General features: G+C 65.1%; 7 protein-coding genes. 3 read left to right on the forward strand and 4 right to left on the reverse strand.

Features of this window, described 5'->3' with window-relative positions:
* Positions 1–359 precede the first annotated feature (359 nt).
* Together dinB and ABD819_RS15200 are read left to right on the forward strand one after the other, a co-directional pair.
* A complete protein-coding gene (gene dinB / locus ABD819_RS15195) occupies positions 360–1,439 on the forward strand; it encodes a DNA polymerase IV (RefSeq protein WP_345125683.1) in 1,080 nt (359 codons plus the stop codon).
* A gap of 190 nt (positions 1,440–1,629) precedes the next feature.
* Positions 1,630–3,762 carry a carboxy terminal-processing peptidase gene (locus ABD819_RS15200; protein ID WP_345125684.1) on the forward strand — a complete coding sequence of 711 codons (2,133 nt, stop codon included), beginning with the start codon at positions 1,630–1,632 and terminating at the stop codon, positions 3,760–3,762.
* A 137-nt stretch (positions 3,763–3,899) separates the two neighbouring features.
* On the opposite strand, the gene ABD819_RS15205 is transcribed toward ABD819_RS15200, so the two are convergent.
* The 4 genes from ABD819_RS15205 to ABD819_RS15220 form a co-directional block, all read right to left on the reverse strand.
* Entirely contained in the window at positions 3,900–5,759 is a 1,860-nt protein-coding gene (locus tag ABD819_RS15205) for a CocE/NonD family hydrolase (RefSeq protein WP_345125685.1), read from the reverse strand.
* A 269-nt stretch (positions 5,760–6,028) separates the two neighbouring features.
* Complete coding sequence (locus ABD819_RS15210) at positions 6,029–9,343, reverse strand: AsmA-like C-terminal region-containing protein (protein ID WP_345125687.1); 3,315 nt, start codon at positions 9,341–9,343, stop codon at positions 6,029–6,031.
* A gap of 195 nt (positions 9,344–9,538) precedes the next feature.
* Positions 9,539–10,252 (reverse strand): hypothetical protein, encoded by a 714-nt coding sequence (locus tag ABD819_RS15215; protein ID WP_345125689.1) that lies wholly within the window; start codon positions 10,250–10,252, stop codon positions 9,539–9,541.
* A 163-nt stretch (positions 10,253–10,415) separates the two neighbouring features.
* Complete coding sequence (locus ABD819_RS15220) at positions 10,416–11,870, reverse strand: sensor histidine kinase (RefSeq protein WP_345125691.1); 1,455 nt, start codon at positions 11,868–11,870, stop codon at positions 10,416–10,418.
* A gap of 482 nt (positions 11,871–12,352) precedes the next feature.
* Here ABD819_RS15220 and ABD819_RS15225 point away from each other — a divergent pair, with 482 nt between their 5' ends.
* On the forward strand, positions 12,353–15,886 hold the full coding sequence (locus ABD819_RS15225; protein WP_345125692.1) for a PAS domain S-box protein: 3,534 nt from the start codon (positions 12,353–12,355) through the stop codon (positions 15,884–15,886).
* The last annotated feature ends 10 nt before the right edge of the window (positions 15,887–15,896 follow it).

Here is a 15,896-nt window from a genome sequence, read left to right on the forward strand (position 1 = left end):
CTTTGCTGGATAAGGCGCCGAGTTGCCGGCGTTGTGCGGGCGCACCCGTGTGGTAATTTTCCCATAAATTCGTTCGGTAAGCAGGCGGTAAAGGTACCCCACTATCCTCCGGGACTATACAGCTAGCGCGTCTGCCAGTTCCGCCACCCCACAAGGAAATTGAAACAAATCTACACTATCGTTTATCAATAATAAAATAAATAATAAGATTATTTTGGTATTAATATTCGCTTCACACACAAGTTTCACCGCCGGAATCCTGCTTCGATGAACTGGATAACCGCGATGGAGAGCTGGAAACAAAGATTGCGCTCGCGGGGAACGCCGATTTATTTTTGTCCTAATAAATAGACAAGATAGTGAGTGATAGCTCCGTTCGCAAAATTATCCACCTGGATATGGATGCATTTTACGCTTCCGTGGAGCAGCGCGACCAGCCCGAGCTGCGCGGCCGGCCGGTGGCCGTGGGCGGGGCGCGGGAGCGCGGGGTAGTGGCGGCGGCCAGCTACGAGGCCCGGCAGTTTGGGGTGCGCTCGGCCATGCCCTCGACCACGGCGCTGCGCAAGTGCCCCGAGCTGGTGTTTGTGCCGCCGCGCTTCGCGGTCTACAAGGAAATATCGCGGCAGATTCGGGCCATCTTCGCCGAATACACGGCCCTGATTGAGCCCGTGGCCCTGGACGAGGCCTACCTCGATGTGACCCACAACCTGCGGCAGCTGACCTCGGCCACCCAGATTGCCCGCGAAATCAGGGCCAAAATCCTGGCCGAAACGGGGCTGACGGCCTCGGCGGGCATCTCCTACAATAAATTCCTGGCCAAGCTGGCTTCCGACTACCGCAAGCCCAACGGGCAGTTTGTGGTGCGGCCCGAGCAGGGGCTGGATTTCGTGGCGGGCCTGGCAGTGGGGCAGTTTCACGGCGTGGGGCCGGTCACGGCGGCCCGCATGAACCAGCTGGGCATCTTCACCGGGGCCGACTTGCGGCTGCAACCCGTGGAGCTTTTGCAGCAGCAGTTTGGCAAGGCGGGGCGCTACTACTTCGCCATTGCCCGGGCCGAGGACCTGCGCCCCGTGGTGGCCGACCGCCAGCGCAAATCGGTGGGCTCGGAAACCACCTTCGCTCAGGATTTAACCGAGTTTACCGACCTGCTCGACGGCCTGCGGTCCGCGATTGAGGACGTGTGGGAGTACTGCCAGCGCACCGGTATACTGGGCCGCACCGTGACGCTGAAGGTGAAATTCGCCGATTTTCGGCAGATAACCCGGAGCCGCAGCAGCACCGGGCCGGTGAGCAGCGCGGCCGTGCTGGAGCGCATTTGCCGGGAGCTGGTGGAGGGCCTGTTTCCGCTGCCCAAGGGGGTGCGCCTGCTGGGCGTCACGCTCTCCAACCTGACCACGGCCGAGCTGGCGGCGGGGCGGCAGCTCACGCTCAGCTTGTAGCCGAAAGGGGGGCGCGGCCGGGCCGGAGGCAGGCAACCAATCCGCAACCCCCCGGTTTCTTTTCCGACCTTGGGAGCAATTACTGGTGCGATTCTGGTTAATGGAGCAGCATCTTTACCGCCTGGCCCGTAGATAGGGGCGCAGGCTGGCCCAAAGGCCTTTTCTTACGTTTCAACTAGCCTTCTTCCGCATGCCATTTCCCCGCTTTAAACTAGGTATCTACTCCACTTCCGTGCTGGCCCTGCTGGGGCTGGCCTCGTACTCGGTGTACCAAGGCACGCCCCCGCGCGACCAGGTGGTGCTCGGCGTCATGCTTCAGGGCCTGACCCAGCTGCACTACCAGCCCGAGAAGCTGGACGACCAGTTTTCGCAGCGCGTGTTCGACCTCTACCTCAAGCGCGTAGACGTGAACAAGCAGCTACTGCTGGCCCCCGAGGTAGCCGCCCTGCGCCAGTACCAGACCAGGATTGACGATGAGCTGCGCGGCAGCAGCCACGAGTTTCTGGACGCCACCAGCCAGCTGCTGAGCAAGCGCATGCTGGAGGTGCAGACCATCTACCGCCAGGTTCTGGCCAAACCGTTTGACTTCACGGTGCAGGAAAGCTGGGAAACCGACCCTGCCAAGGCCGTGTATGCGGCCGATGCCGCCGCCCAGCGCGAGCAGTGGCGCAAGATGCTGAAGTACCAGACCCTGGCCCGAATGTCGGAAATGATGGACGACGAGGTGAGCAAAAAGGATAAGCCACTGGCCGCCGCCAAGGTGAGTGCCGCGCCGGGCACCACCACCACGCGCCCCCGCACGGCCGTGGAGATGGAGGCCGAAGCCCGCAAGCGCGTACTGAAATACTACGACGACGCCTTTGCCGACCAGCTGAAAAACGACTCGAACGACCGGCTGGCCGAGTTTGCCGACGTGATTGCCAACACCTACGACCCCCACACCAACTACCTCGCGCCCATTGCCCGCGACAACTTCGATATTGCCATGTCGGGCCGCCTGGAGGGCACCGGCGCGCAGCTGATTCAGGACGAAGGCCACCTCAAGGTGACGGACATCGTGGCCGGTTCGGCCTCGTCGCGGCAGGGCGAGCTGAAAGTGGGCGACATTATTCTGCGCGTGGCCCAAGGCGCGGCCGAGCCCGTGAGCGTGGAAGGCATGCGCTTCGACAAGGCCGTGAAGCTCATCCGCGGGCCCAAGGGCACGGAGGTGCGCCTCACGGTGCGCAAGCCCGACGGGGCCACGCTGGTCATTCCCATCATCCGCGATGTGGTGGTGATTGAGGAAACCTACGCCCAGTCGGCCCTCGTGAAGCAGAGCGGCCGCACCTATGGCTACATTCACCTGCCCGGCTTCTACGCCGACTTCAGCGGCAAAGGCGGCCGCAGCAGCGCCGCCGACGTGAAGAAGGAGCTGGCCAAGCTCTCGAAAGAAAACGTGGCCGGCGTGGTGCTCGACCTGCGCTACAATGGCGGCGGCTCGCTGCGCGACGCCGTGGACATGGGCGGCCTGTTTGTGCCCACCGGCCCCATGGTGCAGGTGAAAACCAGCCGTGGCGCCGCCGAGCCCGTGGCCGATACCGACCCGCAGGTGCAGTACGCCGGCCCGCTGGTGGTGCTCGTGAACAAGTACAGTGCCTCGGCCTCCGAGATTCTGGCCGCCGCCATGCAGGACTACAAGCGGGCCGTGGTGCTGGGCAGCACCACCTACGGCAAGGGCACTGTGCAGCAGGTATTCGACCTCGACAACGCGGTGTCGGCGCAGGCGGCCGCCCTCAAGCCGCTGGGCTCGCTCAAGCTCACCATCCAGAAATTTTACCGGGTGAATGGCGGCTCGACGCAGTTTAAGGGCGTGGTGCCGGACATCACGCTGCCCGATGCGCTCACCTCTTTCGCCAAGGGCGAGCAGGAATCGGAATACCCGCTGCCCTGGGATGAAATCATGCCGGCCGTGTACCAGCCGGCCAACACGCTGCCCGCCAGCATGGCCAAGCTGCGGGCCGCCAGTGCTGCCCGGGTGGCCATCAGCCCCGGCTTCCGCCTGATAACGGACGGGGCCGCCCGGGCCACCGAGCGCCGCAAGCAAACCACGCTTTCGCTGAACCTGGCCGCTTACCGCACCCTGCAGCAGCAGGCCCGCGATGCCAATAAGCAACAGACTGCCGCGCAAAACGCCCTGTCCATGCTCGATGTAGCGGCCTTGTCGGCCGACGCCCGCCCGGCCTCCGATTCGGTCGCGGCCAAGCGTCTGGCCCGCTTCCTGAAGCCCCTGCGCAAGGACGCCGCCCTGGCCGAAGCCGTCGCCGTGATTGGCGACGAGCTGTAGCCGGTTTGTAGAAATGGCCAAGCGCCCCCGCCACTCCTGTAGCGACGGGGGCGCTTTTGGGTTTTAGGAGCGGGGCGGTGCCAGCACTGCATGGCCGGCGTACCACCCGTAGGTCTGGCGGTGGTTGCAGCCGTGCGCTACGGGGCCACCACCTGCACCCGCACCGCCGAGGCGTGGCCGGCATCGTGGTACAGCCGGATGGTGGCTTTCTTAAAATCCCGGGCCTCCGCCGTGGCGATGGGCACGAAGGTCTGCGGGTTGCGGTCGACCAACGGAAACCAGGTGCTTTGCACCTGCACCAGTAGCCGGTGGCCTTTTTTAAAGGTGTGCAGCACGTCGGGCAGCTCGTACTTCACTTCGGTGGGCTCATTCGGCTTGAAAGCCTCGGGCTTGCTGAAGCTGTTGCGGAAGCGGCCGCGCATCACCTCGGCGCGCACGAGGCGCTGGGTGCCGTCGGGCTGCTCGTCGATAACTTTCACAATGAAGTCGGCATCGGTGCCGGAGGTGCTCACGAACAGGTCGGCGGTGAGGGGGCCGGCCAGGGTGAGGTCTTCGGGCAGGGCCTCGGTGTGGAAGGTGAGCACGTCGGGGCGCTTGGCGGCGAAGCGCTGGTCCTCCATCATGTATTCGTTGTTGCGGCTGCCGTGGATGCCGTCGGTGTAAGGCACCGGGTTGGCCGGGTCGCTGATGTATTCGTTTGGTTTCTGACCGGCAGTTGGGGCGGTAAAGGCGAGGCGGTTGGCCTCCTGGAAGTACAGCGTGCGGGTTTCTGTAGCCACCGGCGGCCAGGCGGCATACGTTTTCCACTCGTTGGTGCCGGTGTTGAAGACGGTGGCTTCGGCGGGGTTGAAGCTGCCTTTGTCCTTTAGGTAGAAGTTAAAAAATGGTGTTTCCAGCGTCTCGCGGTAAGTCTGGGCGGTATTTGAGCCGAAGCTGAGGGGGCCAAACTTGCTCCAGTCGGGCCGGGCCCAGGCCCCGTGCGTCCAGGGGCCCATCACGAGGTGGTTAGTGGTGCCGGGGTTCTGGTTTTCAATGGCCTTGTAGGTGTTCAGGGCCCCGTACAGGTCCTCGGCATCGAACCAGCCGCCGACGACCAGCACGGCCGGTTTCACGCCGGTGAGGGCGGTGCGAATATTGCGGGCCTGCCAGTAGGCATCGTAGGTATCGTGCTGCTGATACTCGTTCCAGATGCGGGCGCGGTTGTTGAAATATTTGGGACCGTTGGCGTTTTTGATGGGACCGAGCGCCAGAAAAAACTTGTACGCATCCTTGGGCTCGAACTTGAACAGCTCTTGGTACTCGGCCACCGGCCTGGGGCGCGGTACGTCGAAATAGTTGGTGAACTCAAAGTTATCGAGCAGGAAAAACGCGCCCTTGTGCCGGGCATCATCGCCCAGAAACTCATCCGTGACCGGAGCCTGGGGCGACACCGCTTTCAGCGCCGGATGGGCGTTGGGTAGCGCCGCCGAGGCGTAGAAGCCGGGGTAGGAAATACCCATCATGCCCACGCGGCCGTTGTGGCCGGGCACGTGTTGAAGCAGCCATTCAATGGTATCGAAGGTGTCGGTGCTCTCGTCGTGGGGCGTGGCCGGGCTTGGGCCGTTACCCGTTGGAATGGCCGTCAGGGCCGGGGTCATCTCCTCAAACCGGCCTTCGCTCATATACCGTCCGCGCACGTCCTGATACACGAAAATGTACTTCTCGGCCGAGAGCTCCTGGCTGGGTCCGGGGCCGCGGGTGCGGTACTTGTCCTCCCCATACGGCCCGGCCGAGTAGGGCGTGCGCGTCATCAGAAACGGGTAGGGCAGGGCCGCGGCGGCATCTTTGGGCACGTAGATGACGGTGTAGAGCTTCACGCCATCGCGCATGGGAACCTGGCGGTCAAGCTTGGTGTAATGCTGCCGCACGAAGGTGGAATCCTGGGCGCGGGTCTGGGCCAGGGCCGGGGCCGCCACGCTGGCAGCGGCAAGTAGCGCGGCAAAGAAAAAACGAGTCATGCGGGCGGTTTAGGGCTGAATTGGTGGGCAAAGAACGGCAGGCAGGAACAATGAAATTGCGCGGATAGCAGAACGTCATGCCGGATAAACAGAACGTCATGCTGAGCGCAGCCGAAGCATCTCGCGTGCAGCAGTAAATCTTTTCTTGCGATTTGATTACTACCACAAGCGAGATGCTTCGGCTGCGCTCAGCATGACGTTCTGTTTGCTTAGCCTGACGTTCGCGTTTCAGCCTGACCGTTCCCGTTCTTCTGTCGCTCAGTCGATTGCTACCGCAGCATGCGCACCGTAGTATCCAGCTTCTGAGTGCGCAGGTAGCCACGGTACAGCTCCAGCAGCCGGGCCTGGGCGGCGCGCTGCTCATCGCGCTGAAACAGCCGGACTTTGTACTTCTCACCGGGGGCCGTGCGCCGCAGGTTCAGGTAGGTGAGCTTGTTTTTGCCCTTGGCATCGGCTTTGTTCATCGGCTCGCCATTCTGGATGCGCTCGACCCGCTTGTCGTTATTTCCAAACAGGGCCTGCAGGGGCTTTAGGCCCACGTACAGGTTGGTAGCGCCGTCGAGGCCGTAGTGGCCACTCACTTCCAGGTTGCTCAGGTTGCTGTTCAGCTTCAGGCCGGGAATGAGGAGCTGGCCCTGGGCAAGCACGAACTCGCCGCTCACGGGCTCAAAATAGAGGTGGCCGGTGCGCTCGGCCTTCATGAATTTGAGGGCCTCCATCAGCACCTCCACGTTCAGCAGCTCCAGGTCGCGGAAGTCGGTTTTGAGGTAGCCCGCCGTTTGGGGCAGGGCCGGTAGAAAGGTGCGGCCCAGGTCGGTGTGCACGTCGGCCACGCCGCGCAAGGAGCCCCGAATGTTGTCGCCGCTCATCACGTTCAGGCCCATGCTGGTGATGGTGGCGAACAAGGCTGGCAGCTGCACATCCCGTAGGCGCACTTGCAGCTGGGTGGGGTGATGGGCCCGGTTGGCGGTGCTGCGCATGTAGCCGCTCAGGCTGATACGGCCCTGCAGGGCATCGAGCGAGCAGGTATCGAGGCGGGCCTCGCCGTCGAGCAGGTGCGATACCAGCCGGAAGTTGCGGCCATTCACCGTCGCGTAGCTCACGCGGTCGGCCTCCACGCGCAGCACGGCGCTCAGCACACCATTCGAAAACAGCGACGGGTTGCCGCCGGGCTGGCGCAGGCGCTGCTGGGCGCGCCGCTCGGCCCGGCGTTCGGCCCGGGCCAGGGTGCGGGCGGTGGGCACCGAGTCGGCGGGCGTGGTGAGGCTGGCGATGAGGCCCAGCAGGCGCTGCACGTCGAGGGTGCCGTAGCGCAGGGTCAGGTCGGCATCGGCGGCGGCCAGGCGCAGGCCATCGACCTGGGCCGTGCCCGAGGCCACGCCGGTGCCGCCCTCCGGCGTGCGGAAGCGCAGGTAGGGCATGCGCAGGGTGGGGCCGGTTTTTTCCAGCCGCAGGCTCACGCGGCTCATGCTTTCGTCTTCGGGCAGCTCCACGCGGTCAATATCGAGGTTGAGCTGGCCGTTGGCCATGAGCAGCAGCTCGCGCAGGGCGGGCAGGGCCACCCGCTTGCGCTGGCCCTTGGCGGTGCGGGCGGCCTCGGGTACGGGCCGCGTCAGGCGGGCCAGAAACTGCTGGTAGTTGAGCGTGGCAAAGCGTACGCCCATCTGATACTGCAGGGGCACTACCTTGTTTTCGGGGTCGGTGGGCCATTGCACCGAGCCGCGTACGTCGCCGCCCCACACGCGCCCGGCCAGGTTTTGGAGCTGCACGCGCTGGCCGTCGTGGCGCACGGTCACGGCCAGGCTGCTGAGGGTATCGGCGGCCAGCAGCAGGCGCTGGCAGCGCAGGCTCACATCCAGTAGCAGGCCCGCCGGAATCAGCTCGCTGCCTAGGGTGGCGGCCAGCTGGGCCTTGTCGCGCGGGGCGCGGGTTGGTTTGGGCAGGCTGGTGGGGGCAAACCCGGCCCCCACGGCGCGGGGCCGGGGCCGCATGAGCTCCTGCAGCCGGGCCACCCGCAGCTCATCTACCACAAACCGCCCGCTAATGCGGGCCGTGGGCTGGCGGCCATTGAGATACCCCAGCAGATTCACGGTGGTGGCCGAGGCTTGAAACTGCATCTGATTTAATACCCCCGAGGCATTGGCCAGGTGCCAGAGGCTATCGCGCATGCTCACCCGCACGTTCAGGCCCGAGATGTCGGCCCCGCGCGTGGGCAGCAGCAGCGAGGCACGGTGCAGCGTGACCGTGCCGCGCAACGAGAGCGGGCGCTGTGGCACGCGGGGCCCGGCGCGGCCGGCGCGGGGCGGCAGCCGGCCCCGCAGCCGCACGTCGATATCGGCGGTGCCGCCCCGGGCCTGCCACTGGCTGGGGCCCAGCAGGGCGGCCAGCTCGGGCAGCGTGGCGCGGCCCTGGAAGTGGCCATCCAGCAGCGGCCGCCGGAAATTGCGCAGCGTGAGGGCCACATCGAGCTGGCCCGCCGCCGAGTAAATCCGGCAGCGCCGCAGCGTGAGTATCGTAGATTTGATATTGTGGGCCGGGCCGTTATCATAGGTGCCCTGCAGGTCCCAGCGGCTGATGCGGCGGGCGGGCTCGGGCCATTGCAGGCTGGCCCCGCGCAGCCCGAAGCTGAGCACGTTTCGGGGCGTGACTTTGGGCCCGCTCAGCCCCGTGATGGTGTAGTGAATGTGGGCCTTGCTGGGGCTGCGGGTGCCGCTGAGGTAGGACTCCAGGCGCGGGGGCAGGGCCGCCCGCAGCACATCCACCAGCGGCTGGTTGCCCACGAACCGCAGGTTCATGAGCGTGCCCACGGGCTGTTTGGGGTCCACGGTGTGGGTGCCGCTCACCCGGATGGTATCGCCATTGAGCGTGGCGCGGGTGCGGTAAAACAGGCCCTGGCGCTCCTTAAAGGTGTAGCGGTAATTTACCAGGGCCGTGACCGGCTCGCGCTCAAACAGGGTGCCGCCGCGGGTGCGCAGGTAGCTCAGCTCGCCGGCCAGCGTGCCACCCACGCGCAGCACCCCGCCCCGGAGCCGGGCCCGGAGCCGGGCCTGCCGCACCAGCACGCCAAAAGCCCCCCGCGAATAGTCATTGTGCGAGCTGAACCGGAAGTTATTCACCACCAGTTCGTCGAGTTTCAGGTTGAGGGTTGGGACGTTGCCGGTGCCCTTTTGGCGCTTGCCGCGCAGGCCCCAGGCCCGCCCCAGCGAGTCTACCCGTTCCTGAAAGTTCACGTCGGTCACGGCCAGTCGGCGCACCTCAACCCGGCCGCGCAGCAGGCTCAGCAGCTCCACGCGCAAGTCGGCGCGGGCAATGCGCAGCACGGGCACGCTTTTTTGGTGCGACGTGTCGGTTAGCGCCAGGTTGTGCAGCGAAGCCGTGAGATGCGGGAAGTCGCGCCAGGGCGAAAACTCCACCGTGAACGGGGCCAGCACCAGCTCCGAATTGTGCGTGAGGGCGTAGCGTACCCGCTGGGCCACCACGCGCCGCCCGTATTTGCTGCCCACCAGCCACCCGGCCACTCCCACCCCCAGCACGCCCAGTAGCACCACCGATGCCAGTACTCGTCGCAGGGTCAGGAAGTTCATAAATGCCGAAAACGCCGTGGGGTGGCCGCGTGCCGTGGTGCCAAATTAGGCCCGCCGACGAGAAAAACCCAGCCGCGTACGGTTGGGAGGGCGCCTTAAAAGTTGTTGCCCCGGTCCGACCGCCCTGGGCGGTCCGACTGGTCGAAGTGAGAACGGTGGTTATACCAACGACGACCGGTCGGACCGGGGCAACGATTACTCCTCCTCAACTGCTACCGTGTCGGCGTGGGTCGCGGCTTCGTAGGTGTCGGCGTACTTGAAATCTTCCAGCCAGTAGGCCGAGCTCACTACGTCGAAGGTGATGGAGGTGGCCGTTTTTCCCTTCTCCGTCAATTGCCAGAGCATGGATTTGGCTTCCTCGAACTTATCGCCTTCGAGCTGCGAAGAAAACAGGCGGTTTATCAGGGCTTTATCCGAAAGGCCGGGGGCGAGCAGGCGCAGCAGCGGCGCGGCCGGCTCGGTGGCGAACACGGCCAAATCCTCCGCGTTTTCGGCCGTGACTTTTACCTCAAATTCCACGGCTTTGGTGGCCGGGAACGTGCCGTTATAAGCATCGTGCAGCAGCTGCGTGGCCTGGTAAAAGCCCTTGTGCAGCGGCAGCTCGGGGTTTTCTTCCCAGAGCTTTTCGGTGAGCATCTGGTGAGAAAGATTCTCGATTTGACCGGCGTTCAGCTCCTCCGGGTATAGGTAGCCCAGCACCACTTCGGCCGCCTCGCGCGGCTCCAAGTCGGTGAACGACATCAGGCACATTTCCTTCAGCTCAGCCTCGCTGATGCCGTCCGGGTTATCGTAGTTCATTTTCACGAGCAGGGCCTTGTAGTCCTGGTTTTGCCAGGTGTTCGGCAGCTCGGTCAGCGTGGCAAAGGTGAGGCGCTCAACGGTGAATTTCGGGGTGGGGGTGGTCGACATAAAACGTGTTTTCTGGGAGATTGAGGGGCAGCCCTGGGCTGCCGTTACGGTTGGGTTTACGCACGGCGGCGGCAAACAGCCGGAAAGGCGCGTATTAGAGTAGATAGAACGTCATGCTTCGGCTGCGCTCAGCATGACGTTTTACAATTCTTCCAATCCCGCCCTACGCCACCGGCAGCGTAAACAAAAACCGGCTGCCGGCCGCCGGCTGGCTTTCTACCCAGAGCTGGCCGCCCTGCGCATCAATAAACTCGCGCGAAATGCTCAGCCCCAGCCCCGAGCTGCCGCTGTGCCCGGCCTGCCCCGGCATGCCCGCGAAGCGCTCGAAAATGCGCCGGTGATGTTCGGCCGGAATACCCGGCCCGCAGTCTTCCACGCTCACGCGCACCATTTCGCCCCACGGCACCGCCCGGATGCACAGCGGTGCCCCGGCCGGCGAGTAGCGGATGGCATTCGAGAGCAGGTTGATGAGTACCCAGGTGGTTTTTTCCACGTCGCCGTGTACTTCGGGCAGGGTCTCGGGCAGGTTGGTGTCGAGCAGGAGCTGCTTGTCGTGGAGCTGCGGCAGCACCGTGCGGGTGGCGTAGCCGATGACATCGGCCAGGCGCATGGGCTGCACGTTGAGCTTGATGCCCGCGCCCGCGTCGAGGCGCGACACGTCGATGAGCTGGCCCACCATGCTCAGCAGGCGCTGGGTTTCTTCGCCAATGCCGGCGGCCAGGGTGTGGCGCTCGGCATCGGTGGTGCGCTCGTTCTGCAACAGCATCAGGCTGAGCTTGATGCTGGCCAGCGGGGTTTTCAGCTCGTGCGAAATCGTGGCCAGAAAACCCGACTTCACTTCATCCAGCTTCTTGAAATCGGACACGTTGCGCAGGCACAGGATGTAGCCGGCGGCCACCGCCGGGCCCGCCCCCGGCCCGGCGGCCGGCGCAATCGGGCTGATGCTGAGCTGGTAGTGCGGGGCATCGCCCTTGTGCGGAAACATGAACACGGGGTCGGGCACGGCGTCGCCGGCCAGGTTGGCTTCGGCCAGGGGCACCAGCAGCTCGCGCAGCAGCTCGTTGGTGGCGGCCACGGCTTCGGCCGACTGGCCCAGCAGGGCGGTTTGGGGCAGGCCCAGCAGGTCGCAGGCCACGGGGTTGGCCAGCACGATGGTGCCGTGCTCGTCCAGCAGCAGCAGGCCCTCATCGAGGTTGCTCACCAGGCTGGCCATGCGGTTGCGCTCGGTGAAGAGCTCGGCCAGCGTGGTGCGGCGGTCGGTCTGGGCCTGGCTCAGCACGAGGTTCACGGCGGCGGCCACCGAGCCTACTTCGTCGCGCCGGCCCACGGCCACGCGGGTGGCGGGGCCGGGGCCGGCTACCCGCTCCACATCCACGGTGAGGCGGCGGAGCGGCCGCACCACTATGCGCGGCAGCCGCACCATCATGACGATGCCCACCAGCGTGCCGGTTGCTAAAAACACCAGTACGGTGGTGCGGGCCAGGTCGAAATCATGCTGCTCGATGCCGTGCGCGCCGTGCTCCAGGTAGCTGATGGTGAAGAAAGCGTAGCCGCCCAGCCCCAGCAGCAGCAGGAGCAGCAGAAAGACGCTGAGGCGGATTTTGAGTTTGAGAGACATAGCGAAGGAAAATCCGGACCCGGCACCCGGGCCGGTTGCGGGGCCGAAGTAAGCGCCCGGGGCCGCATTGCGCGGCCGGCGGCGGGCGGGTCCGGTTCCTGAATCGTGCCGGCCCGCGGGGCATTACATGCTTGCGCCGCCACGGCCCGGCGGGCCCGGCACGCTCCCAAGCCGTGGCCACAGCACTTCAGCAGGGAAATAAAATCAACGGAAACAGATTTTTATTATTGAGTGAGCAGCTGGAATCAAATAAAAACGCTAACACCTTATTTATCAATTGTCTGATAGTTGTTTTGTTGTTTATTATTCACAAATTTATATTTATATATTGTATTTATTGTCAAAAAAGCCAGGATTGGGCCTGCCGTTTTGGGTTCTTATATTTAGGTTGCGTAGCTCCCGAAAGTCTGCCCGGTGGTCCTCGTTAGCGGGTCCGGGCGGCCTTGCGGGGCTGCGTTTTTAGTTCTCCTCGCGCCTTGGCCATGCCCGCTGTCTCCTCTTTCTCCGATGCCGAATGGGCGCAGCAGCTGGCCGCCGAGCGGGCCCGGCGCGAGCACGCCGAAGCCGAGCTGGCCCAAATGCGCGCCCGCCTGGCGGCGCTGGAACAGCCGGTTGCTGCGCCCTTCCACACCCTGCGCACCCAGATTGGCGCGCTGGTACACAACCTGCGCCTGGGGGTGGTGCTGGTCGATGGTAGTGGCCTGATTCAGTACGTGAGCCCGCATTTCTGGCGTTTATTTGGCTTGGAGCCGGTGGCCGGGCCGCCGCCGTTTGCCGCAAGCCAGCTGCCCATTGCCGCCGCCTTTGCCGACCCGGATGCCTTCCACGCGCGCGCATGGGCGCTGCACGCCGCCGGCAAAACCGTGCTCGGCGAGGTCTTCCGGCTGCGCGATGGCCGCCGGCTGGTGCTGGATTACCTCGTGCTCGACGAGGCCGGGGCGGGGCGGGTCATCTGCTACCGCGACGTGACCCAGGCTCACCGTCGCAAGCAGCAGCGCCTGCGCATGCTGGCCGCCGTGCCCGAACAAAACCCCAACCCCATTCTGCGCCTGGCTCCCAGCGGCGAAGTGCTCTACGCTAACCCCGCCGCCGCCCCGCTGGTAGAGGCATTGCGCACGACGGCGGCCGAGGTGCTGCCGTCCCTGCTGGCGCTGGCCCGAGCCATGCGGCAGGGGACCGCGCCAGGCCCGCAGGAGCTGACCGTGGCCGGGCAATACTACCTCGTGACGGCCGCGCTGGTGCCGGGTGGGGCAGATACGACGCTTTACTTCACTAATATTACCGACCGGCGGCTGGCCGAAGAATGGCTTGGTCGCCAGCGCATCTTTTATGAAAGCGTGCTGGAGCAGGTGCCCATCCCCGTGGCCGTGTTCGACGACGAGCACCGCTACCTGTTCATCAATTCCAGCGCCGAGCCCGACCCCGCCCTGCGGACCTGGATGCTGGGTAAAACCAGCACCGAGGCCTGCGTCCGCCGCCAGCATCCGGCCGCCAGCGCGCAACAGCGCGCCGCCGCTTTTGCCGAAGTGTTGCGTACCGGCGGCGAAATGCAATGGGAAGAAACCTTGCCGATGGCCGATGGCCCCGACCGCCACTCGATGCTGTGGTACCGGCCGGTGCGGGGCCTGGCCGGGATACCCCTGGTCATCAGCCTGGCCATCGACCTGACTGAGCGCAAGCAGGCCGAGCAGCGCGTAATTCAGCAGCAGGAGTTCTACGAGTCCATTCTCAATCTCCTGCCCTTTGATGTGGCCGTGTTCGACGCCGAGCATCGTTTCCGGTTCGTGAACCCGGCGACAATAGCCGACCCTGCCGTGCGCGAGCAAATTATCGGCCTCACCAATGCCGAATACTTTGGCCTGCGCCAGCTCCGGTACCCCGAGCTGGGCCGGCTGCGCGAGCAGTATTTCGACCTGGCCGTGCGCACCCGTACCGATGTGACCTGGGAGGAAGAGGGCCTCGACCGTCGGGGCCGCCCCCAATTGATGGTGCGCCACCTGCGTCCCGTGTTCGGGGCCGATGGCGGGCTGCGGTTGGTGGTGGGCTCGGGCATCGACATCACGGCCCGCTACCTGGCCGAAAACCTGCAACACCAGGTGCAGGACATGCTGCGCGAGCAGGAAGCCTTTATTCGTCAGATTGTGGATGCGCTGCCCAACGGGCTCCATCTGATAGAGCCGGGCGGGAATATCTCCTTCTCAAACCGCGTCTTTAATGAGCGCCTCAACGACTCGGCGCACTTGACGGCAGCCGAACCCAAACCGGAGGTCGTGGCGCGGGAAATAGCCGTTGTGCGCGCGTTGAACCGGGAAGTGCTGCGCACGGGTCAGCCCGAAACCCGCGAAATTTCCCTGACGCTGAACAGCGGCGAGCAGCGGTATTGCCAGGTGTATATGCAGCCGCTGCGCCGCGCCAATGGTCAGGTGGGCGTGCTCACCATCAGTACCGACGTGACCGAGATGAAGCGCACCCTGCAGGAGCTGGAACGCCGCGAAAAGCAGTACCACGACCTGGTGCACTACTCGCAGGCCCTCATCTGCACCCACGACCTGCAAGGCATCCTGCTGTCGGTCAACCCGGCCATCGAGCGGCTGCTGGGCTGGTCGGCGGCCGAGGTGGTGGGCCGCTCGCTGGACGATTTGCTGGCCCCAGCCCACCTGCCGGGCTTCCAGGCGTACCTGAATGACCTGCAAACCGTGCACCCGCAGGACCGACACATGACCATCCGGACCCGCACCGGCAACCTGCGCTACCTGCGCAACAACTCCTACCTGGTAGTGGAGGCCGGCTGCCCGTCGTACGTAGTGGCCTCGGGCTACGACGTGACGGCCGGCGTGCTGGCCCAGCGTGCCCTGGAGCAGGCCAAGCGCGAGGCTGAAGACAACGCCCTGGCCAAGGAAAACTTTCTGGCCCGTATGAGCCACGAAATCCGCACGCCCCTGAACGGGGTGCTGGGCATGGCCGCGCTGCTGCACAAAACGCCGCTCTCGGCCCAGCAGACCGACTACCTCACCGCCATGCAGCAGGCCGGCCTCCACCTGCTCAGCCTGCTGAATGATGTGCTGGACATGGCCAAAATCACGGCCCACCACCTGCAGCTCAATCCCGCGCCCTTCGACCTGGCCGAGCTGCTGGCCAGGGCCGGGCAGGCCGTGGCGGCGCTGGCCGCTACCAAGGGCCTCGCGCTGGAGGTGCAGCCCCCGTCCGGCGGCCCGCTGCGCGTGGCAGGCGATGCCTATCGCCTGCACCAAATCCTGCTCAACCTGCTCGCCAACGCCATCAAGTTCACCGAGCAGGGCCGCATCGGGCTGGGGGCCGACGTGTTGGCCGAAACGCCCGCGGACCTCACCCTGCGCTTCTGGGTAGTTGATACCGGTATCGGTATCGACCCCACCGAGCAGGCCCATATTTTCGAGGCCTTTGCCCAGGCCAGCGCCGACACCAGCCAACGCTTTGGCGGCACGGGCCTGGGCCTGGCCATCAGCCAGCAGCTGGTGGAGCAGATGGGCGGCATGCTGGCCCTGCACAGCGTGCCGGGCCAGGGCAGCACCTTTTCGTTCGAGCTGCACCTGCCGCGCGCCGCCGGGACCGCGCCCGCCGCCAGCAGTGCCGCCGAGGCCCGGCCCACGTTCGAGGGTCTGCGCGGCCTGCGCGTGCTGCTGGCCGAAGACAACCACCTGAACCAGCTGATTGCCCGCGCCGTGCTCGAGTACTGGGGCGTGGCCGTGGTGGCCGTGAGCAACGGCACCGACGCGCTGGCCCAGCTGCGCGGGCACGACTACGACGCGGCTATTCTCGACATCCGCATGCCGGGCCTGAGCGGGGTGGAGGTAACCACCGCCCTGCGCCTGCTGCCCGACGCGCGCCGCGCCGGCCTGCCCATCATCGCCCTCACGGCCAACGCCTTTGAAACCGACCGCCTCGCCTACCTGGCCGCCGGTATGAACGCCTGCCTCATCAAGCCCTACGAAGAAGCCGACCTCTGCCAGCTGTTGCTGGACCTGACGAACAAGTAGGGTGCGGGGC

It is taken from the genome of Hymenobacter antarcticus, assembly GCF_039539545.1.
GTDB classification, from domain to species: domain Bacteria; phylum Bacteroidota; class Bacteroidia; order Cytophagales; family Hymenobacteraceae; genus Hymenobacter; species Hymenobacter antarcticus.

What these genes read in the sequence shown, in the direction of transcription:
- ABD819_RS15200 (WP_345125684.1), top strand. Translation starts at nt 1,630, where the DNA reads ATGCCATTTCCCCGCTTTAAACTAGGTATCTACTCCACTTCCGTGCTG.
- ABD819_RS15205 (WP_345125685.1), bottom strand. Translation starts at nt 5,759, where the DNA reads ATGACTCGTTTTTTCTTTGCCGCGCTACTTGCCGCTGCCAGCGTGGCG.
- ABD819_RS15210 (WP_345125687.1), bottom strand. Translation starts at nt 9,343, where the DNA reads ATGAACTTCCTGACCCTGCGACGAGTACTGGCATCGGTGGTGCTACTG.
- ABD819_RS15215 (WP_345125689.1), bottom strand. Translation starts at nt 10,252, where the DNA reads ATGTCGACCACCCCCACCCCGAAATTCACCGTTGAGCGCCTCACCTTT.
- ABD819_RS15220 (WP_345125691.1), bottom strand. Translation starts at nt 11,870, where the DNA reads ATGTCTCTCAAACTCAAAATCCGCCTCAGCGTCTTTCTGCTGCTCCTG.
- ABD819_RS15225 (WP_345125692.1), top strand. Translation starts at nt 12,353, where the DNA reads ATGCCCGCTGTCTCCTCTTTCTCCGATGCCGAATGGGCGCAGCAGCTG.